The 20,834-nt window shown below is 72.1% G+C and carries 18 protein-coding genes; 12 read left to right on the top strand and 6 right to left on the bottom strand.

All coding sequences use genetic code 11. The features are described 5' to 3' along the window. Positions 1-2: 2 nt before the first annotated feature. On the bottom strand, positions 3-1,619 hold the full coding sequence (murJ, locus tag AYL44_RS08265) for a murein biosynthesis integral membrane protein MurJ (RefSeq protein WP_064002798.1): 1,617 nt from the start codon (positions 1,617-1,619) through the stop codon (positions 3-5). Beyond that, entirely contained in the window at positions 1,619-3,688 is a 2,070-nt protein-coding gene (locus AYL44_RS08260) for a DUF6049 family protein (RefSeq protein WP_064002797.1), read from the bottom strand. Before AYL44_RS08260 ends, murJ begins: the two co-directional genes overlap by 1 nt. Before the next feature lie 107 nt (positions 3,689-3,795). On the opposite strand from AYL44_RS08260, the gene AYL44_RS08255 reads away from it, so the two are divergent. Next, a complete protein-coding gene (locus AYL44_RS08255; protein WP_064002796.1) occupies positions 3,796-5,319 on the top strand; it encodes a DUF7059 domain-containing protein in 1,524 nt (507 codons plus the stop codon). 51 nt (positions 5,320-5,370) lie between these two features. After that, positions 5,371-6,798 (top strand): CCA tRNA nucleotidyltransferase, encoded by a 1,428-nt coding sequence (locus tag AYL44_RS08250; protein WP_064002795.1) that lies wholly within the window; start codon positions 5,371-5,373, stop codon positions 6,796-6,798. An 18-nt stretch (positions 6,799-6,816) separates the two neighbouring features. On the opposite strand, the gene AYL44_RS08245 is transcribed toward AYL44_RS08250, so the two are convergent. From AYL44_RS08245 to AYL44_RS08235, 3 genes are all read right to left on the bottom strand, one after another. Further along, a complete protein-coding gene (locus tag AYL44_RS08245) occupies positions 6,817-7,014 on the bottom strand; it encodes a helix-turn-helix transcriptional regulator (RefSeq protein WP_064002794.1) in 198 nt (65 codons plus the stop codon). Positions 7,015-7,016: 2 nt separating this feature from the next. Next, positions 7,017-7,493 carry a hypothetical protein gene (locus AYL44_RS08240; RefSeq protein WP_064002793.1) on the bottom strand — a complete coding sequence of 159 codons (477 nt, stop codon included), beginning with the start codon at positions 7,491-7,493 and terminating at the stop codon, positions 7,017-7,019. A 78-nt stretch (positions 7,494-7,571) separates the two neighbouring features. Further along, positions 7,572-7,964 carry a DUF6992 family protein gene (locus AYL44_RS08235; protein WP_064002792.1) on the bottom strand — a complete coding sequence of 131 codons (393 nt, stop codon included), beginning with the start codon at positions 7,962-7,964 and terminating at the stop codon, positions 7,572-7,574. Between the two features lie 187 nt (positions 7,965-8,151). On the opposite strand from AYL44_RS08235, the gene AYL44_RS08230 reads away from it, so the two are divergent. The 8 genes from AYL44_RS08230 (at position 8,152) to AYL44_RS08195 (ending at position 17,456) form a co-directional block, all read left to right on the top strand. Further along, positions 8,152-9,465, top strand: a complete 1,314-nt coding sequence (locus AYL44_RS08230; RefSeq protein ID WP_064002791.1) for a GAF domain-containing protein — start codon at positions 8,152-8,154, stop codon at positions 9,463-9,465. Positions 9,466-9,635: 170 nt separating this feature from the next. Then, positions 9,636-11,186, top strand: a complete 1,551-nt coding sequence (locus AYL44_RS08225) for an aldehyde dehydrogenase family protein (RefSeq protein ID WP_064002790.1) — start codon at positions 9,636-9,638, stop codon at positions 11,184-11,186. 11 nt (positions 11,187-11,197) lie between these two features. Further along, a complete protein-coding gene (locus AYL44_RS08220; protein WP_064002789.1) occupies positions 11,198-11,584 on the top strand; it encodes a DUF779 domain-containing protein in 387 nt (128 codons plus the stop codon). A gap of 66 nt (positions 11,585-11,650) precedes the next feature. After that, positions 11,651-12,628 (top strand): glycosyltransferase family 2 protein, encoded by a 978-nt coding sequence (locus AYL44_RS08215; protein WP_231872756.1) that lies wholly within the window; start codon positions 11,651-11,653, stop codon positions 12,626-12,628. After that, the gene (locus tag AYL44_RS08210) at positions 12,625-13,977 is read left to right on the top strand and encodes a polysialyltransferase family glycosyltransferase (protein WP_064002787.1); all 1,353 of its coding nucleotides are present in this window, start codon (positions 12,625-12,627) and stop codon (positions 13,975-13,977) included. The genes AYL44_RS08215 and AYL44_RS08210 overlap by 4 nt, the downstream gene beginning before the upstream one ends. A 1-nt stretch (position 13,978) precedes the next feature. After that, positions 13,979-15,142: an acylneuraminate cytidylyltransferase gene (locus AYL44_RS08205; protein WP_064002786.1), complete on the top strand. Its 1,164-nt coding sequence runs from the start codon at positions 13,979-13,981 to the stop codon at positions 15,140-15,142. Positions 15,143-15,246: 104 nt separating this feature from the next. Then, positions 15,247-16,119, top strand: coding sequence for an N-acetylneuraminate synthase family protein (locus tag AYL44_RS08200; protein WP_064002785.1), 873 nt, complete (start codon positions 15,247-15,249; stop codon positions 16,117-16,119). Then, positions 16,116-17,456 (top strand): DUF6716 putative glycosyltransferase, encoded by a 1,341-nt coding sequence (locus AYL44_RS08195; protein WP_157532598.1) that lies wholly within the window; start codon positions 16,116-16,118, stop codon positions 17,454-17,456. Before AYL44_RS08200 ends, AYL44_RS08195 begins: the two co-directional genes overlap by 4 nt. Positions 17,457-17,606: 150 nt before the next feature. Here the strand turns inward: AYL44_RS08195 and AYL44_RS08190 are convergent, their stop codons facing one another. Next, a complete protein-coding gene (locus tag AYL44_RS08190; RefSeq protein ID WP_064002783.1) occupies positions 17,607-18,515 on the bottom strand; it encodes a LysR family transcriptional regulator in 909 nt (302 codons plus the stop codon). 144 nt (positions 18,516-18,659) lie between these two features. Between AYL44_RS08190 and AYL44_RS08185 the strand changes: the two genes are divergently transcribed. Beyond that, positions 18,660-20,042 carry an MFS transporter gene (locus AYL44_RS08185; protein WP_064002782.1) on the top strand — a complete coding sequence of 461 codons (1,383 nt, stop codon included), beginning with the start codon at positions 18,660-18,662 and terminating at the stop codon, positions 20,040-20,042. Further along, complete coding sequence (locus tag AYL44_RS08180; protein WP_064002781.1) at positions 20,039-20,785, top strand: 3-hydroxybutyrate dehydrogenase; 747 nt, start codon at positions 20,039-20,041, stop codon at positions 20,783-20,785. The genes AYL44_RS08185 and AYL44_RS08180 overlap by 4 nt, the downstream gene beginning before the upstream one ends. Positions 20,786-20,834: the final 49 nt, after the last annotated feature.

Genomic DNA, 20,834 nt, shown 5'->3' with positions numbered 1-20,834 from the left:
GCTCACCGGCCCGGCAGGAAGCGGCGGACGGCACGGAACGCGACGCCCAGCTCGGGAGTGCGGAACAGGGCCAGGATGCCGCCGTACACGAGCAGCGTGACACCGCCGATGAGCGCGGCGCCGAGGAAGCCGAAAAGGCCGTTCGTCACCGTCCATCCCGAGACGCCGCCCGTGAGAAGGAAGACGGCGACGCCGGCACCCGCAGCCGGAATCGCCGCGAGGAGGAAGCGCAGCACGGCGCGAGCGGCCCCACCCAATCCCAGCGGACCGATCTTGCGCCGCAGCAGCGAGACGGCGAGCGAGAACTGCACGATGTTCGCCACCGACTGGCCGAGCGCGATGGCCACGGCCAGCAGCGTCACGGGCAGGACCCCGCCGCGCAGCAGCGCAGCAGCGGTGAGGGCGGAGACGATGACGAGGACGGCCTGGACGAGCGTGTAGAAGAAGGGCGTACGGGTGTCCTTCAACGCGTAGAACGTGCGCTGCAGCCCGAACTGGAACGACAGCGGCAGCAGTGCGACGAGATAGGCGGCGAGGACGGCCGCGAACGCGACGGCATTCTCGGAGCTGTCGGTGAAGATGCGGGAGAGGGGGACGATCGCGGCCACGATGGCCGCGAGCACGCCCACCATGAAGATGCCGACCGTGCGGGTCAACGACGCGAGATCCCGCGTCACCTCGTCGGTGCGTCCTTCCGCGACGTGCTCGCTGAGCCGTGTGTAGTACGGGGTGCCGAGGGAGAGCACGATGACGGAGAACGGCAGCATGAACAGCAGCCAGGCGAACTGCAGGCTCGCATTCGCTGCGCCGGTTCCGGACGCGGCACCGACGATGTTGACCTGGAACACCCCCGCCACCTGACCGACGACGACCATCAGGAAGGTCCACCCGGCGAGACGACCGATGTCACCCAGGCCGAGACCACGCCACTGGAAGTCCGGGCGGACGCGCAGACCCGCACGACGCCAGAAGAGAAGCAGGATCAGGGCCTGAACGACGATGCCGAGAGTCGCGGTGCCGCCGAGGAGCGCCACCATGCCCGGGGTCCATCCGGTGACCTCCTGATGAGGCCCGAAGATCCAGATGAACGCGCCGAAGCCCACGATCGACACGAGGTTGTTGACGATCGGGGACCACGCGAAGGGTCCGAACACCCGATTCGCGTTGAGCACCTCGCCCACGAGGGCGTACAGGCCGTAGAAGAGGACCTGCGGGATGCACCAGTAGGCGAGGGCGAGTGTCAGGGCCTGCTTCTCGGGCGAGAACTGTCCGCCGTAGAGCAGGATCAGCAGCGGCGCCGCGATCACTGCGATCACCGTGACCGCGGTGAGGACGACCATCCCCAGGGTGAGCAGCTTGGAGACGAACGCGTCACCGCGGTCGTCGTGCGTCCGTACCGCCTTCACGATCTGCGGCACGATGACGCCGGCGAGAAGGCCGGACGAGATCAGGTTGAACACCGTGTTGGGGAGCGCGTTCGCGACCGCGAAGGCGTCGGCCGCGCCGCCGGCGACGACCGGGAGGGCCGCCGCCAGCACGATGTTGCGGATGAGTCCCGTGATGCGGGACGCCATCGTGCCGGCGGCGACGGTGGCGCTCGCGCGTCCGAGGCCGGCCATCAGGGGGCCACCGGCATCCGCTTGCGCCGTCGGACCGTCCGGACGACACCGAAGACGAGGAGGGCGGACACGAGGACGATGAGGATGACGAGGGCCACCGACTCCCATTCGGCGCGCACCGACACCTCGACGGTCTCGCTCCGCCCGATCTCGACGCCGGACGGGGTGCGCAGCTGCAGGTCGACGGAGGATTCGCCGCTGCCTACAAGGGCGGAGACGGGGATCGCGACGCGGCTGGTCTGCTGGGCGCCGATCTCGACCTCGGTCGTCGACTCGATCACCAGACGCGCGTCGCCGGGCGAGGCGAGCAGGTCGACACGGGCCGGCCACGGCAGGTCGTTGCGAACGGTGAAGACGAGGGGGGCGGAGCTTCCGGCGAGGGTGATGGGGCCGCCGAGGACGAGGGCGACGCCGTCGGTCCACGTGGCAATGCGCTCGCGCTGCGCCTGAATGGCGGCATCCCATCCCTCGCGGTCGTCGAGCCACGCGTTGCCGAGCAGCTGCAGCTCGGTCGCCCGCTCCGACGAGGTGAGCAGCGTCGGGTCGTCGAGCACACCCGAGATGCGCTGCAGACCGCCCTGCGCGGCGCGGAACCCGTCGATCACCGCGACGCGGTCCTGGTCGGCGGGCACGGAGTCGACGTCCACCGCGGCGGCGGGAGTCGCGAGGAGGCCGTCGAGGTCTGTCGCCGTCCAGCCGGGGAGCCCGGTCGCCGCGTCGATCGCCTCGCGCAGGGCGGCCTGGGACCGACCGTTCGCGCGGTCGACCGTGACGAGCAGGGGGTCGGCGAGGTCGCCCACGGCCGCCCGCGCCGTGAATTCCGCCAGGAGCGCTCCGCGGGCGGTGTCGGCATCGGTCGCGGAGGCGTCCTCGAGCAGGCGGGAGAGGCCGGCGTCGTAGACGAGCAGGTCGGTGTCGACCGAGACCGCGTGCGCCCCGGCATCCGATCGCACCACCGAGCTCGGCAAGAGCGTGACGGGCGCGTCGTCGCCGCCCGTGCCGGCGCTCAGGGCCGCGACGGTCTCGGCGCCCGCCGTTCCGGTCGCGGGCCAGTAGACGCTGTCGCGGTCGGCGCCGACGTCGAACAGCTCCTCGAGCGTGGGGAGGATCGGTTCCTCGGGGGTCGGCGTCGGGGTCGGGGTCGCCTCGCCGTCGACCGCGGGGGCCCCGAAGTTCGCCGGGTCGAGGTAGGCCGCGAACGAGACCGGCCGGAGGGGGGATGCCTCACCCGCGCCGATCTGCGCGGCGAGATCGGCGTCGCCGTACTGCAGCGCGAACCGGTCGTTCGGGAGCGCGATCAGGTCGTCGAGCCACGCGACCGCGTCGGCCGGCGCCGCGGAGCCCAGGGCGCGGATCGAGGCGGTGATCGCAGGATCCACGGCGAGGATCGCCGGCGTGCCCGTCACGGCATCCACCTGCTCGCGCAGGTCGCCTCCCTCGGCGGTGAGTTCGGCGAGTTGTTCGGAGCTGAGGACGCCGGTGGACTGCGGTCCCGCGGTGATGGGGACGACGACGCCGATCTGACGAGCCGGTGCGCCGGTGTCGGGGACGACGAGGACGGTCCGCGCGCGGAGGCTGTCCTCATCGGTGCCGTAGACAGCGCGGACGGGGTACACCCCCGGGTCGAGGTCGTCGATGGGGGCGTCACCCGCGTCGATCGTGAGCGAAGCGGATGCCGACTGCTCGGACGCGACCTCGGGCATCGCGATCTCGCCCAGGTCGTCGAACGACGCTCCCGTGGAGCCGCTGTCGAGCCATGACGCGATCGCCGCGGTCGACACGAGGGGATCGGCTCCGATCCCCACGGTCGCCGCGCCGGCGGGGACGGCGTCCGGGCCCGGGTTGTCGGCCGTGAGCGTCAGGGACAGATCGCCGGATGCGGGGAGCACCCCGCCCGCGCTCGGCGCGAGGGTGGCGGTGACGGTCTCGTCGGGTGCGTCGTCGACCGCGGCGAAGGCCGCCGGGGCCGGGGCGGCGAGGGCGATCGCGGCCGTCGCTGCCGCCGCCGCACGCAGCCACCGGGATCGGCGAGGCGGACGTCGGCCCGGAGCAGGCGAGATGAAGGTCATGAAGAGGTCGATTCCCGTGCGATCGATGACCGCACCATCGGGAGTGATTCTAGGGTCCCCGTCCTGCGGAGCCCCTGATTGGGCCCCGAGGCCGGTTGAATGGGACGGTGAGCGACATCCGGCATCCCGACCCGTCCACGACCGCCGCGCTCCGCGCCGACCTCGCCGCCGCCGGGTACACGGCCGACGCCGTCCGGACCGCGTGGGGGCCGCTCGCCGACGACGCGATCGGCCGCGGCCTGCTCGCCCCCGCCCGCCGCGCCCTCGCGGGACGCACCGACGCGCTCGCGGTGCTGTGCCGGACGCTCTTCCTCGGCGACGCCGCGCCGGCCGCGGACCTCGACCGCGCACTGCCGACCACAGGCGCCGCGGGTCTCGTGACGCTCGGGATCGTGCGGGTCGAGGGCGGCACCGCGACACCGCTCGTGCTGCTGCGCCCGCAGGACTACACGGATGCCGCCGGCTCGGGGTGGTGGTGGATCGTGAGCGACCTCGACGAGGCGGCGCTGGGCGGCGCGCTGCCGACCGGGCACGTCCTCGGGGTCGGCGGCGCCTCGCTCACGCTCGCCGGTCTGCAGCTCGACACCCCCGCGCGGCGCGTACTCGATGTCGGGACGGGATGCGGCATCCAGGCCCTGCGGGCGCGGCGGAGCGCGTCGAGCGTCGTCGCGACCGACGTGTCGGAGCGGGCGCTGCGGTTCACGCTGCTGAACGCCGCGCTCAACGACGTCGACGCGATCGAGGTGCGCCACGGCAGCCTGTTCGAGCCCGTCGCGGGCGAGGAGTTCGACCGCGTCGTCTCGAATCCCCCGTTCGTCATCACGCCGCGCGTCGCCGGGGTGCCCGAGTACGAGTACCGGGATGCCGGTTTCGCGGGCGACGACCTCGTCGCGGCGTTCGTGTCGGGCGTCGGCGGGGTGCTCGCCCCCGGCGGGACGGCGCAGCTGCTCGGCAACTGGGAGTACCGCGAGGGGCAGGACGGTCTCGACCGCGTGCGGGAGTGGGTCGCGGCATCCGCTCACCCGCTCGACGCGTGGATCGTGGAACGCGAGCAGCTCGACCCGCTCGCGTACGCCGAACTGTGGGTGCGCGACGGCGGCACCGCGCCGGGGAGCCCCGACTACGCCCGCCTCATCGACGCGTGGCTCGCGGACTTCGCCGCGCGCGGGGTGACGGCGGTCGGGTTCGGGTACCTGCTGCTGCGACGGACGCCGATCGGGATGCCGCCCCTCGCCCGCTACGAGCGCGTCACCCAGCCGGTCCCCGGGGCCCTGGGGCCGCACCTGGGGGCCGCGCTCGCGGCGTGGGACCGCCTCGGGCTCCTCGACGACGACGGACTGGCCGAGGCGACCGCGGTCGTGGCGTCGGACGTCACCGAAGCCCGCCACCACCGCCCGGGCGCCGAGGAACCCTCGGTGATCGAGCTGCGCCAGGGCGCCGGGTTCGGGCGTGTGCTGAACGTCGACCCCGCGCTCGCCGCCCTCGTCGGCGCGTGCGACGGCGACCTGCCGCTCGGCGTGCTCATCGACGCGATCGCCGACCTGCTCGAGGTGGATGCCGCCGCGCTCCGTGCCGACCTGCTGCCGCGCGTGCGCGAGCTGGCGTTCACGGGGTTCCTGCGCGTGGTGTGATGCCTTCTCGGTGAGGCGGGAGCGGCGGATGCCGTCGGTAGGCTCGTAGGCATGCTGAACATGGCCGAGGGTCTCGCGCGCCTGGGCGCGCTCGCCGAGGCTCCCGTGTCGGCCACGCTCGCCCGCGCGTTCGCGGATGCCGGGTTCGAGCTCGCGATCGTCGGCGGACCCGTCCGCGACGCGCTGCTCGGCCGCACGGTCAACGACCTCGACTACACGACGAACGCGCGACCCGACGACATCCTGCGCATCGTGAAACCGCTCGCGACGGCGACGTGGGACATCGGTCGTGCGTTCGGCACGATCGGCGCGAAGATCCGGGGCGAGCAGGTCGAGATCACGACCTACCGCGCCGACAGCTACGACGGCGCGACGCGCAAGCCGACCGTCGAGTTCGGCGACACCCTCGAGCAGGACCTCGTGCGCCGCGACTTCACGGTCAACGCGATGGCGCTCCGCATCCCGGGGCCGTCGCTCGTCGACCCGACCGGTGGCGTCGAGGACCTCGTCGGTGGCTCGCTGCGCACCCCCACCGACCCGGACGTCAGCTTCGGCGACGACCCGCTCCGGATGCTGCGCGCCGCCCGCTTCGCGAGCCAGCTCGGCATGGACGTGCACCCCGCGACGCTCGAGGCGATGACCCGGCTCGCGCCGAGCCTGTCGATCGTGAGCCCCGAGCGCATCCAAGGCGAGCTCGTGAAGCTCCTGTCGACGGATGCGCCGGACCGCGGCATCCGTCTGCTCGTCGACACCGGCCTCATGGCGCTCTTCCTGCCCGAGGTCCCGGCCCTGCGGCTCGAGGTCGACGAGCACCACCATCACAAGGACGTGTACGAGCACTCGCTCACGGTGCTCGCGCAGGCGATCGACCTCGAGAAGCAGCGGCACCCGGGTCAGGCGCCCGACGTGACCCTCCGCCTCGCCGCGCTCCTGCACGACATCGGGAAGCCCGCGACCCGCAAGCTCGAGCCGGGCGGTGCGGTCAGCTTCCACCACCACGACGTTAAGGGCGCGCGGATGGCGCGCAAGCGGCTGCAGGCGCTGCGGTTCGACGGTGCGACGACGGATGCCGTGTGTCAGCTCATCGAGCAGCACCTGCGCTTCTTCGGGTACGCCGAGGGCGCGTGGACGGACTCGGCGGTGCGGCGGTACGTCCGCGACGCGGGCGATCAGCTCGAGCGGCTGCACATCCTCACGCGCGCCGACGTGACGACCCGCAACAAGCGCAAGGCGACGCGGCTGCGAACCGCCTACGACGACATCGAATCGCGCATCGCCGCGCTCGCCGAGCAGGAGGAGCTCGACGCGATGCGTCCCGAGCTCGACGGCAACCGGATCCAGGAGGTCCTCGGCATCCGTCCCGGTCGCGAGGTCGGCGAGGCGTACCGGTTTCTGCTGGACATCCGCCTCGACGAGGGGGTCATCGGAGCGGATGCCGCCGAGCAGCGCCTGCGCGAGTGGTGGGCCGCGCGGAGCTGAGCCCGTGCACGCGGCGGGTCACTCCCCGTCCGGCTCGAACACGGTCTCGATCGTCGTCTCGAACAGGCGGGCGATGCGGAACGCGAGCGGCAGGCTGGGGTCGAAGCGCCCGCGTTCGATGGAGATGATCGTCTGGCGCGAGACGCCGAGCTCGTCGGCGAGGCGCTGCTGCGACCAGCCGCGGTCCTGACGAAGTGCGGGCAGGGAGTTCTGCACGCTCAGCCCCGACGTCGCGCGATCAGATAGCGGATGCCGCAGCTGCCCATTGCGACGACGAGCACGCCGATCAGGGCGATGAGCATGTCGATGCGGATGCTGGTGATGGCGAAGAAGGTCGTGCCGAGTCCCGTGATCAGCAGCGTGTCCGAGAAGGCCCCCTGCGCGGCCTTGTCGTACCAGGCGCCTTCGATGGATTCCTCGGGCCGGTCGATCGCGCCGCGGATCGTGTCGCGATCGACGAGGAACGCCCACGCGAGGCCGACGAGAGCCGGCAGCGTGACGACGGTGAAACCGATCCCGACGACGAACGGAGGGGTGGGGGTGTCCCACATCGCGCCGGCGATGACGCCGACCGCGACGGCGAGCACGAGGCCGGCCGGGATCGCGATGGCCATGGCGGGGGTGCGGCTGCCGCCGCGCAGGCGGCCCCATCGCGCGCGGTCGAGCTGTGGCGCGGTGCCGCCGATGCCGGCCATGATGTCCTCCGATGTGTCAAGGTCGCTTTACTGTAAAGCAACCTTGACACAGACGGAACGATCGGCGCAAGGCCGACGTCAGAGGCGTCGGGCCGCGGTGAGGTCGATGACGAAGAGCGCGGCGCCCTGGAGGACGATCGCGAGACCGTGTCCGCGCGCATCCGCCCGGCTCAGGCGCCCCCCGAACGAGGGCGTACGCGCCGCGAGGTGGGCGCCGGTGGCGACGTAACCGACGTCGAGCGCCGCGTTCACCAGGAGGATGCGGCGCAGCATCCGCTTCTTCGGGACGCTCCGCTGACGGCGGGTGAACGCCGCGAGACCGGCGTCGATCGTGCCCCACATCAGGTTCTGCAGGCCGAATGCGCGGGTGCGCGGGAACAGCGCGAGCGCGCCGCCGACGACGACGGATGCCGTGCCCCACCGCGTCAGGCGACGGACGACGACGGCGGCGACGGACTTCGCGGAGCTCATGCCTTCATCATGGCCCGGCGGCGGGGCCCCGGGGCCGCTCGCCTGTCACGATCTGCGGCCGGCGACGGCGTGTCGTGACAGGCGAGCGCGGGTGGTCGCCTCGCCACGGGCCGCCCCCGCACTGTCGCTCCCGGACGGGTCGACCTAGACTGACCGGCACCGCTCCTTCGACGATGATCGGAGCCCCATGAGTTCGCCGTGGTCCGCCCGGGTCGAGGTCGCGCCCGCCACCTCGCGCCTGCTGATCGAGCGCGCGCACGAGGAACTCCTCGCCGGCAACGCCGGGGATCCGCGGCTCGAGGACGTCCGGCCGCTCGTCCGGGAGTCGTGGCGCCGGTCGATCGCCTCGGATGCCGCCGCCGAAGGGCTCCCGCGCCTCGACATGACCGCCGACGAGCTCGAGGCCTACCGGCGGGCGCATCCGCTCGCCGGGGTCATGGAGATGGTGCGATCGCTCCTGCTGCCCGGTTCCGCCGAGGACTCAGGTGTCATCGTCGCGGTCGGGGATGCCTCGGGTCGCCTCCTCTGGGTCGAGGGCGACCGCGGGGTGCGCACCCTCACCGGCGATATGGGATTCGTCGCCGGCGCGGACTGGGCCGAGGCATCCGTCGGCACCTCGGCGCCCGGTACGGCGCTCGCGCTCGACCGGGCGGTGCAGATCCGGCAGGCCGAGCACTTCAACCGCTTCGTACAGCCGTGGTCGTGCACCGCGGCGCCGGTCCACGACCCCGAGACCCGGCGCCTCCTCGGGGTGATCGACGTCACCGGCGGCAGCGAGGCCGTCACGCCGCAGGCGCAGCTGCTCGTCGACGCGACGGCGCGCGCCATCGAGAGCGAGCTGCTCGTCGGACGGCTGCGCTCCCGCGCCGAGGCGCCCCGGCGCCGAGCCCCCCGCGCCGCGACCGTCCGGCACGCGACCCTGCGGGTGCTGGGGCGCGACCGGGCGCTGCTCGAGACGGAGGGGGATGCCGCGGCATCCGTCGTCGAGCTCAGCGCACGACACGCGGAGATCCTGCTCATGCTCGCCAGCCACCGGGAAGGCCTGTCGGCCGAGGCGCTCGCCGACCTCGTCTACGGCGAGCCCGCGGTCGAGACCCTGCGTCCCGAGATGGTGCGGCTGCGCAGGGTGCTCGAGAAGCAGGCACCTCAGCTCGTGCCGCTCTCGCGTCCGTACCGGCTGCCGGCGGAGCTCGAGACAGACGTGCAGCACGTCGTGTCGCTGCTCGACCGCGGGGCGCACCGCGTCGCGCTCGCCGCGTACACCGGACCGGTGCTGCCGGACTCCGTCGCGCCCGGGGTGGAGGAGCTGCGCACGTCGGTGCGGGCCACCCTGCGCGAGACGATGATCGGCGAGGCCGGCGTCGAAGCGCTGCTCGCCTACGCCGACAGCGCCGACGGGCGGGAGGATGCCGAGGTGCTCCGCCTGTGCCTGCGCATGCTGCCGCCGCGCTCGCCGCGCCGCCCCGGGCTCGTCGCCCGGCTCGACGCCCTCACCGCCTGACGCGCCGTTCCCCTGTCGCGAACGGCAGGCCGCCGCGGCGTGTTGCGACAGGCGAAGGCGGGGACGGAGGGATGCCGGGGCGCAACCGGATGCAACGTTGCGCGGCGTAGCGTGCCCGGCATCCGATCCGCGGCGCTGACGCCGCATCCATGTCCGTCGAAGGAGACAGCATGACCATCGTCGAAGAGGGCGTCTCGAGCGTCTACGCCGCACCCGGCCAACGGGGCGCGGTCGCGGAGTACCGGGCGCGCTACGGCCACTACATCGGCGGCGAGTTCGTCGACCCGATCAAGGGCCAGTACTTCGAGAACATCACCCCCGTCACCGGCAAGCCGTTCTGCGAGGTCGGCCGCGGCACCGTCGAGGACATCGACCGCGCGGTCGACGTCGCGTGGAAGGCGTTCGCGTCGTGGAAGAAGACCACGCCCGCCGAGCGCGCCGTCATCCTCAACAAGATCGCCGACCGCATCGAGGAGAACCTCGAGAAGATCGCCGTCGCCGAGACGTGGGAGAACGGCAAGCCGGTCCGCGAGACGCTCGCCGCCGACATCCCGCTCGCCGTCGACCACTTCCGCTACTTCGCGGGCGTCCTCCGCGCACAGGAGGGCACGCTCAGCCAGCTCGACGACGACACCGTGGCGTACCACTTCCACGAGCCGCTGGGTGTGGTCGGCCAGATCATCCCGTGGAACTTCCCGATCCTCATGGCGACGTGGAAACTCGCCCCCGCCCTGGCGGCCGGCAACTGCGTCGTGCTCAAGCCCGCCGAGCAGACCCCGGCATCCATCCTGTTCCTGTTCGAGATCATCGGCGACCTGCTGCCCGCCGGCGTCGTGAACATCGTCAACGGGTTCGGCATCGAGGCGGGGGCCCCGCTGGCCTCGCACAAGCGCATCCGCAAGATCGCGTTCACCGGCGAGACCACGACCGGGCGCCTCATCATGCAGTACGCGTCGCAGAACCTCATCCCCGTCACCCTCGAGCTCGGAGGCAAGAGCCCCAACCTCTTCTTCGAGGACGTCGCCCGCTCGACCGACGACGCCTACTACGACAAGGCACTCGAAGGGTTCACGCTGTTCGCGCTCAACCAGGGCGAGGTCTGCACCTGTCCGTCGCGCTCGCTCATCCAGCGGTCGATCTACGACTCGTTCCTCGCCGACGGGCTCGAGCGGGTGTCGAAGGTCGTGCAGGGCAACCCTCTCGACCCGGCCACGATGATCGGGGCCCAGGCATCCAACGACCAGCTGGAGAAGATCCTCAGCTACATCGACATCGGAAAGCAGGGCGGCGCGAAGCTGCTCACCGGCGGCGAGCGGGTCGACCTCGGCGGTGACCTGAGCGGCGGCTACTACGTCGCCCCGACGGTGTTCGAGGGCACGAACGACATGCGCATCTTCCAGGAGGAGATCTTCGGCCCGGTGCTGTCGGTGACGAGCTTCGACGACTTCGACGACGCGATCTCGATGGCCAACGACACCCTGTACGGGCTCGGCGCCGGCGTGTGGAGCCGCTCGGGCGACATCGCCTACCGCGCCGGTCGCGCGATCGAGGCGGGCCGCGTGTGGACGAACACGTACCACCAGTACCCCGCCCACGCCGCGTTCGGCGGGTACAAGCAGTCGGGCATCGGGCGCGAGAACCACCTCCGGATGCTCGACCACTACCAGCAGACGAAGAACCTCCTCGTGTCGTACGCCGAAGGCGCGATGGGCTTCTTCTGAGCCGTCACCCCATGACCGACACCACCTACAGCAGGGTCGCCGTCTCCGACGAGGCGGCGGCCCTGCTGCGCACCCTCACCGCGCAGCACGGTCCGCTGATGTTCCATCAGTCGGGCGGATGCTGCGACGGCAGCAGTCCCATGTGCTACCCCGTGGGCATGTTCCTCACCGGCCCCGGCGACGTGAAGCTCGGCGAGATCGACGCGGGTCTCGACGATCCGATCGAGGTCTACATGTCGGCATCCCAGTTCGAGTACTGGAAGTACACGCACCTCACGATCGACGTCGTCCCCGGGCGCGGTGCCGGCTTCTCGGTCGAAGGGCCGACGGGGATGCGGTTCCTCATCCGGTCCCGGATGCTGACCGACGAGGAGCTCGCGGCCTTCGGGCTCTCCTGAGCGCGCGACCACGATCGTTCACCCGGAGGCCACCTTCCGGTTACGCCCGCTTGTTTGGATCGCGGCGTGTCCTCACCGATCGTGACCGTCATCCTGCCGGCGAAAGACGCCGGCCCGTACATCGGCACGACCGTCACGACCCTCGGACGCCAGTTCGAGGACCCGGGTCGCCTGCGCCTCGTGGTCATCGACGACGGCTCGACCGACGACACCCGCGCGCAGGTGCAGCACTTCGCGCGCGACATGCCCCACGTCGAGATCATCTCCAACCCGCAGCCCGTCGGCCTCGCCGCGGCGCGCAACCAGGGACTCGACCTCGTCGACACCGATTTCTTCTGCTTCGTCGACGGCGACGATTGGATGCACCCCGAGCGCCTCGAGAGCCTCGTCGACTCGATGAGCCGGCTGGAATGCGACTTCGTCCGCACCGACCACGTCACCGACACCGACGGGCGTCGACGCCTGATGCGGGCGCCGCACGGCCGCCGCGGGCGGGTGGTGTCGCCGCGCGAGGCGATCATGCCGGCCGACGAGACGACGATGGTCGACTACCCCTATGCCTGGGCGGGCATGTTTCACCGGCGGGTGCTGGATCAGGGTCTCGCGCACTTCGAGCCGGGCCTGTTCACGGCCGAGGACCGCCCGTGGATCTGGCGCCTGCACCTGCGGGCCGCGTCGTTCGCCGTCGTCGACGCCCCCGCGATCCTGTATCGCCGCGGGGTCACCACCTCGCTCACCCAGGTGCTCGACCGTCGCCAGCTCGACTTCCTCCCGGCGTTCGCGGAGGCGATCCGGGTCGTCGAGGCCGACGACGAGGCCGACCGCTTCCTTCCCAAGATCGCGACCACGACGATGTCGGTGTGCGCCTACCACCTGTTCCGCGCGCGGGCGATGTCGACCGCCGACCGCACGGCGCTGCGCACCGGCATCCGTGACCTGCTGCGGGCCATCCCGGCCGAGCAGATCGACCCGGCGCTGTCGCGGCTGTCGGACCGCCGTCGCCGCATCCTTGCGCGCCTCGTGCGCGAGGTGCGCACCGCATGACCCAGATCTTCGTCCTCAACTCCGCGTACGGACTCATGACCGCCGTCGCGGCGATGGATGCCGGGGCGATCCCGGCATCCCCGTCGGGGCGCATCCTCGTCGCCGTCAACGCGGCGATCATCCCCGAAGCCGGCCCGAGCATAGGGGACGCCGCGCACCTGGACACCCTCCGCGCGCGGTTCGACCGCGTCGTCGACCTGAACGAGCTGCTCGCCCCCGAACGCCCGCCGCACTGGCGTGTGACCGCGAATGCGGCTCCCGTCCTCGAGCGCCTCTTGCGCGAGGCCTGGGGGATCGGCCACGCGGACGTCGAGCTGTTCCTGCAAAGCCCGCAGGTCGCGCCGTCGCGGGTGTTCATCGACGTGTTCGCCGGTGCCGACGTGTCGATCGTCGGCGACGGTCTCATGACGTACTCGCCGATCCGCAACCGCTGGCCGCACACCGTCGCGAGCCGGGTCACCGCCGTCGTCTACGCCGACACCGTGCGGGGCGTCGAGCCGCTGCTGTTCCCCGTTGCCGCTCGAGTGCCCGTGCCACCCGCAGCCCTCCGCGCGGTCGTCGACGAGGTCGCCGCCGCGACGGACGACCCCGAGATCGATGCGCTCGTGCAGCTCGATCGCCCGGCGCTCGTGCTCGGGCAGTACCTCTCGGCGCTGAAGCTCATCTCGGCCGACGAGGAGCTGCGGATGCAGTGCGACATGATCGACCGTGCGCTCGAGTGGCGCCCGGGCTCGATCGTGTTCAAGCCGCATCCGTCGTCGGCCCCCGCCCTCATCGACGACCTCGCAGCGCACGCCGCCGCGCGCGGGGTGAGCTTCACCGTCTTCCGCGGCGGCACCCCCGCCGAGGTCCTCGCCGTGCGGCTGCCGTTCGTCGGCGCGGTCGCCGGCTTCTCGACGGCCCTGCCCACGCTGCAGGCGCTGACCGGCCTGCCCATCGGCGCCGTCGGCACCGATCTGCTGCTGCAGCGACTCACCCCGTTCGAGAACGGCAACCGCATCCCGGTCACGATCATCGACGCGCTCACCCGTCCGGACTCGCCCTACCCGGGAGAGCGGATGCAGCTGCTCGTCGATGCCGTCGGGTACGCCATGCAGCCGGTCATCGCCGCGCACCTGCGGCCGCGCGCCGAGGAGTTCCTCGCATCGGCGCCCGCCGCCGAGCGCTCCCGATATTTCGCCCGCACGCGCCTGACCTCGCTCGCGCTGCCCGGCGGCGGCACGCCCGGCCTGTTCTCGCGTGCGCTCGGGCAGCGCGACGGCGCGAGTCGCATCACAGAGCTGCAGCTCGCGCTCCGCGGCGCGCAGCGCCGGGGCAAGCGGGCCTGGAAGGCCCTGCGAGGAGGATGACGTGACACCGAGCAGCGCCCAGACGATCGCGATCATCCCCGCCCGCGGCGGGTCGAAAGGCGTGCCGGGCAAGAACGTCGCCCGCGTCGGCGGCATCCCGCTCGTCGCGCGCGCCGTCCGTGCCGCGCTGACCTCCGGCGCGATCGACCTCGTCGTCGTCTCGACCGACGACGCCGCCATCGCCGACGCCGCGCGCGCCGCCGGGGCGCGCGGCGTCGACCGTCCCGCCGACATCTCCGGCGACCAGGCCAGCTCCGAGAGTGCGCTGCTGCACGCCCTCGACACCCTCGCGGCCGAGGGGATCACCCCGCGGGTGACGGCGTTCCTGCAGGCGACGAGCCCCTTCATCCCCGCCGCCGCCCTCGGCGAGGCGGTCGCGCTCGTGCGGGACGGCCGCGCCGACAGCGTGTTCTCGGCGCGCGAGAGCTACGAGTTCGTCTGGCGGAGGGATGCCGCCGGTGCGGCATCCGCTCTCGGTCACGACGCCGCACATCGCCCGCGCCGGCAGGACCGCGACCCGCACTACGTCGAGACGGGCGCGTTCTACGTCTTCACGACCGACGGGTTCCGGGAGGCCCGGCACCGCTTCTTCGGCCGGACCGGGATCGTCGAGGTCCCCGAGGCGGCCGCGATCGAGATCGACGACCCGGCGCAACTGCGCACCGCGCAGACCCTCGCGCACCTGCTCGAGCCCGCCGAACCGCTTGCCGCGCGGGTCGTCGTGACCGACTTCGACGGCGTCCACACCGACGACTCCGCGTGGGTGGATGCCGCCGGCACCGAGCACGTGCGCGTCAGCCGCTCCGACGGCATGGGGGTCGCGCTGCTCCGGCGAGCCGGAGTGCCGGTGCTGATCCTCTCGACTGAGCGGAACGCGGTCGTCCGTGCCCGCGCCGAGAAGCTGCAGGTCGAGGTGATCCACGGCGTCGACGACAAGGCGAGTGTGTTGCGGCAGTGGGCGGCCGACCGCGGCGTCGACCTCGCCGAGACGGCCTACCTCGGCAACGACGTCAACGACCTGCCGGCGATGGCGCTCGTCGGCTGGCCCGTCGCCGTCGCCGACGCCCGGCCCGAGGTGGTCGCTGCGGCGCGCGTCGTGCTGACGCGCCCCGGCGGTGCCGGCGCGGTGCGCGAACTGGCCGACCGCGTCCTCGCCGCACGCTGACGCCCCCACCCGACAGCCGATCGTCCGGTCCTCGCCACCCGGGGTTCATCCGTCATTCACGGTCGGAACCGACGCTGAGGGGACTAACGACGAAAGGACTCGCCATGACGGTGACCATCGGAAACCACGTACTCGGCGGCGGACACCCCGTGTACGTCATCGCCGAGATCGGCCTCAACCACAACGGCGACGTCGAGCTCGCCAAGCGTCTGATCGACGTCGCCGCCGACGCCGGCGCGAACGCGGTCAAGTTCCAGAAGCGCACCCCCGAGATCGCGACGCCCGCGCACATGCGCGACACCCCCCGCGAGACCCCGTGGGGCACGATGACCTACCTCGAGTACCGCTACCGCGTCGAGTTCGACCGCGACCAGTACATCGAGATCGGCGACCACGCCACGATGCGCGGCCTCGACTGGTTCGCGTCGCCGTGGGACGTCCCGAGCGTCGAGTTCCTCGAGGACCTCGGCGTCGTCGCGCACAAGGTCGCCTCGGCGAGCCTCACCGACATCGAGCTGCTCGAGGCACTGCGTGCCACGGGCAAGCCGGTCATCCTCTCGACGGGCATGTCCACGATCGAGCAGATCGACCGCGCGCTCGAGGTGCTCGGCACCGACCGCACGGTGCTCATGCACGCGACATCGACCTACCCGATGGAGCCCGAGGAGGCGAACATCAAGATGATCGCCTCGCTCCGCGACCGCTACGCCGGCATCCCCGTCGGGTACTCGGGACACGAGCGCGGCCTGCAGATCTCCCTCGCCGCCGTCGCCCTCGGCGCGGTCGCCGTCGAGCGCCACATCACCCTCGACCGCACGATGTGGGGTTCCGACCACGCCGCCTCGCTCGAGCCGACCGGTCTCGAGCACCTCGTCCGCGACATCCGCGTCATCGAGACGGCTCTCGGCGACGGGGTGAAGCGCATCTACGAGGGTGAGCTCGCCCCCATGGCGAAGCTGCGCCGCGTTCCGGCATGACCATGCGCGGTGACCGTCCGGGGCGCCTGCGCGTCGTCGCGATCGCCGACGCCGACTCCTTCGTGAAGTGGTCGGCGGCGCTCATCGACTCCGCGCCGTCGGTGGACCCCCACCTGCTGCTCGTGAAGACGCCGCTCACGGTGAGCGTGGCGCAGGAGCATGCGGCGTTGGCGGGCACCGGCATCCGTCCCGAGGCGGTCACCCGCCTGGCCTGCGACGACATCGCAGCCTGGCTCGCGAAGGACCGGCCCGACGTCGTCGTCATCGGCGGACGCGGCCCGTTCGTGCGGCTCGTGATGCGTCAGATCGACCGCGTCGCGCCGCGGCCCGTCGTCGTGTCGGGACTGCCGGGAATCTCGATCCCCGCGCAGCGCGGGGCCGCGATGTACCGCAAGCACTGCGACCTGATGATCGTCCACTCGCAGCGCGAGCGACGGGCCTTCCGTCACCTCGCGCAGCGGCTCGGCATCGAACTGCGCGTGGGGCTCGCGACCCTGCCGTTCGCGCGGCCCGCCCGCCGCTCCGAGGGCGGCACCGACCTGGTCTTCGCGGCGCAGGCGATCGTCCCGCGCGAGCCCGCCGACCGGGTCGCCATCGCGGGCATCCTGCGGGCCGCGGCCCTCGCCGACCCGGCGCGGCGCGTCGTCGTGAAACTGCGCTCCCGCCCCGAGCTCGGCGAGACCGAGACGCACTACGAGCGCACCGAGCTGACCGAACTGCTGCGGGACCGGCCCGACAACCTCGTCTTCTCGCACGAGCCGATGGCGCACGCGCTCGCGAACGCCGAGGGGCTCGTCACGGTCAGCTCGACGGCGGCGATCGAAGCCATGGCGATGGGGGTCCCCGTCATCGCCCTCGACACGTTCGGCGTCTCGAAGACGCACCTCAACACCGTGTTCAACGGCAGCGGCGTGCAGGGCAGTGCCGAGGACGTGATCGCCCGCCGGTTCCGGCACCCGAACGCGCAGTGGCTCGCCGACAACTACTTCCACGCCCCCGAGCAGTCGACGTGGTGGTCCGACGTCGAGCAGCTCGTCTCGCTGCGCCGGCGCGGCCTGCTGCCGCCGCGGTTCGTCCCGACGGCTCGCGGGGGCGCGCTGCACGAGGCGTGGCAGCGCAAGGCCGTGCTCGGCCGCGAGGACCGCTCGCCCACGGGGGCCGTCGCGCTCGCCGTCGGCGCACCGCTCGTCTGGGGCATCCTCACCGCGCGCAAGGTGGTCGGCCGTCGCGGCGCGGGCAGCTGGTTCGACGACCAGACCGACATCACCGTCACCCCGGCCCGGTACCAGGACCCCATCGTCCGGCCCCGCCGCGCGGCGCTCGTCGCGATCGACTGACGGGCCGCCGGGGCTCCCCTGTCGCAACACGCCGCGTGCGGCTGCCGTTTGTGACAGGGGAGGGGGGATGCGGCTGCGCCCCGGGGCTTCGCCTGTCGCAACACGCCGCGCGCGGCCGCCGTTCGTGACAGGGGAGGAGAACGCCGCGCGTCAGCGGCGCCCGGCGAGCATCGCGGCGGCGGCCGCGGTCTCGTCGCGCAGGGCGTCCGCGAGGGCGGCGACCGCCGGGATCCGCAGCGATTCGGGCCGCACGATCATCCAGTACGGCAGCCGCTCGTCGAACTGATCGGGCAGCAGCCGCACGAGGTCGTCGTGCCGGTCGGCGACGAAGCACGGCAGCAGCCCGATCCCCGCCCCCGCCCGCGTCGCCTCGACGTGCACGAACACGTTCGTCGAGCTCAGCCCGTCGCGCATCTCGGGTACGAGGCGCCGCGGCAGGTCGAGGGCGTCGACCTGCAGGATCGCGTCGACGAAGTAGACGAGCGGATGCCGCATCAGCTCGGCGGCGTCGCGCGGCATCCCCTCCCGTTCCAGATAGGCGCGCGAGGCGTACATCCCGAGGGTGTACGCGCCGAGCTCGACGCCCTGCGCGCGCCGGGACTGCGGGGCGCCGACGACCACCTCGATGTCGAGTCCGGGACGGTGCGCGGCGGCCCGCCGGGTCGCGGTGACGATCTCGACGCTCAGGCGCGGGTGCTGCCGGCGCAGCCGCGCGACGGCGGGGGCGGCGATGAAGGCGCTGAACCCGTCCGTCGCCGACATGCGCACGACACCCGCGATCGGATCGTTGTCCTCGCCGGCGCCCGCGAGCTGCGTCAGCGCGGACTCGATCCGTCCCGCGGTGTCGACCGCCTGGCGCCCGAGCGCCGTGAGCTCCCACCCGCCGCCCGACTGCGCGACGAGGCGCCCGCCGACCGCGTCCTCGAGCGCGGCGATGCGACGCGCGACCGTCGTGTGGTCGACGCCGAGGGCGTTCGCCGCCGTCGTGTAGCGACCCGACCGAGCGACGGCGAGCAGCACGAGCAGGTCATCGGCGCGGAGGCGACCACGGGCGTCCATGTGTGCAATTCTGCACATGACGGGTGCAGGACTGGGCATTGATCCCCATGGCGCGCGATGCGCAGACTGTGGGGCGGACGCCACCGCGTCCCGCGTCAGAGCAGACCACCCCGGATGTCATCGACGACATCGATCGGAGAGACCATGTCAGCCCCCACCCGCGCCGCCGACCCCGCGGCATCCCCCACCCCGTCCGGCCTGCGCCGCGTCGTCGCCGCCTCGATGGCCGGCACCGTCGTCGAGTGGTACGAGTTTTTCCTCTACGCCACCGCCGCGAGCCTCGTGTTCGGCACCTACTTCTTCCCGCAGACCGGATCGTCGCTCGACGGGATCATCGCCGCCTTCGTCACCTACGCGGTCGGTTTCGTCGCACGCCCGCTCGGCGGCGTCGTGTTCGGTCAGATCGGCGACCGCTTCGGTCGCAAGCCCACCCTGCAGGCGACGATCATCATCGTCGGCGTCGCGACGTTCCTGATGGGATGCCTGCCCGGCTTCGTCGAGATCGGCTACTGGGCTCCCGCGCTGCTGGTCGCGCTGCGCTTCTTGCAGGGCTTCGCGGTCGGCGGCGAGTGGGGCGGTGCCGTGCTCCTCGTCGCCGAGCAGAGCCCGAACCGGTCGCGCGCGTTCTGGTCGAGCTGGCCGCAGGCCGCCGTGCCCGTCGGCAACCTGCTCGCGACGCTCGTCCTGCTCATCACGTCGTGGGTGCTGAGCTCCGAGGACTTCCTCGGCTGGGGATGGCGCATCGCGTTCTGGCTGTCGGCCGTCATCGTCCTCGTCGGCTTCTACATCCGCCGTCACGTCGAGGAGGCGCCGATCTTCCTCGAGGCCAAGGCCCAGGTCGAGGCCGAGAAGGCGGTCTCGTACGGCGTCGTCGAGGTGTTGCGTCGCTACCCGGTCGGCGTGCTGCAGGCCATGGGCGTGCGGTTCGCGGAGAACATCGTCTACTACATCGTCGTCAGCTTCTCGATCGTCTACCTGAAGACCGTCCACGAGTACGACACCAGCCAGCTGCTGCTCGCCCTGCTCATCGCGCACGTCGTGCACTTCCTCGTGATTCCGCAGGTGGGGCGCCTCGCCGACCGGTTCGGCCGCCGGCCCGTCGCCCTGACGGGCGCGATCCTCAGCGCGACGTGGGCGTTCTTCGCCTTCCCGCTGTTCGACACCCTGAACCCCGTGCTCATCGTGCTCGCGGTGACGGTGGGCCTCACCTTCCACGCCTTCCTCTACGCGCCGCAGCCCGCGATCATGGCCGAGCTGTTCCCGACCCGCATGCGGTACTCGGGCGTCTCGCTCGGCGCTCAGGTCACGGCGATCGCGGCCGGCTCGCTCGCCCCGATCCTCGCGACGCAGTGGCTGCGCGACTTCGGCTCGTGGACCCCGGTCTCGATCTACATCGCGATCGCCTGCCTCATCACCGGCACCACGATCGTCCTGATGCGCGAGACGAAGGGCGCCTCGCTCCAGGCGATCGACGAAGCGGATGCCGCCCGCACGGCCGAACTGCTCCGCGAGAAGGAGCGCGCATGACCGACCTCACCGGCCGGACCGCCCTGGTCACGGGCGGCGCGAGCGGCATCGGGGCGGCGTGCGCCTCGGCGCTCGCCGCCGCCGGTGCCCGGGTGACGGTCGCGGACGTCGACGCCGACGGCGCGCAGCGGGTCGCTGCCGCCGTCGGCGGCGAGGCGTGGGCCGTGGACCTGAGCGACACGGCGGCTCTCGCCGACCTGCGGCTGGACGTCGACATCCTCGTGAACAACGCCGGCATCCAGCACGTCCGCCCCATCGAGGAGTTCGAGCCCGAGCGGTTCTCGTTCATGATGCGGCTCATGCTCGAGGCTCCGTTCCTTCTCATCCGCGCGGCGCTGCCCGCCATGTACGAGCGCGGGTTCGGCCGGATCCTCAACATGTCGAGCGTGCACGGACTCGTGGCATCCCCCTTCAAGTCGGCCTACGTCGCGGCCAAGCACGGTCTCGAGGGACTGTCGAAGGCGACCGCCCTCGAGGGCGGCGCCCACGGGGTCACGAGCAACTGCATCAACCCCGGGTACGTGCGCTCGCCGCTGGTCGAGAAGCAGATCGCCGACCAGGCGAAGCTGCACGGCATCGGCGAGGACGAGGTGCTGTCGCAGGTGCTGCTCGCCGAGGCCGCGGTCAAGCGCCTCGTCGAACCCGAGGAGGTCGCCGCCCTCGCGGTCTGGCTCGCGGGTCCGGACGCCGGCATGGTCAGCGGCGCGAGCTACACGATGGACGGCGGCTGGTCCGCCCGCTGAGCCCCCCGGCCTTCCCCTGTCGCAACACGCCGCCCGCGGCTGCCGTTTG

This window comes from Microbacterium oleivorans, assembly GCF_001644225.1.
Lineage (GTDB): Bacteria > Actinomycetota > Actinomycetes > Actinomycetales > Microbacteriaceae > Microbacterium > Microbacterium gawkjiense.
This window is presented reverse-complemented; position numbering and strand designations above follow the sequence as displayed.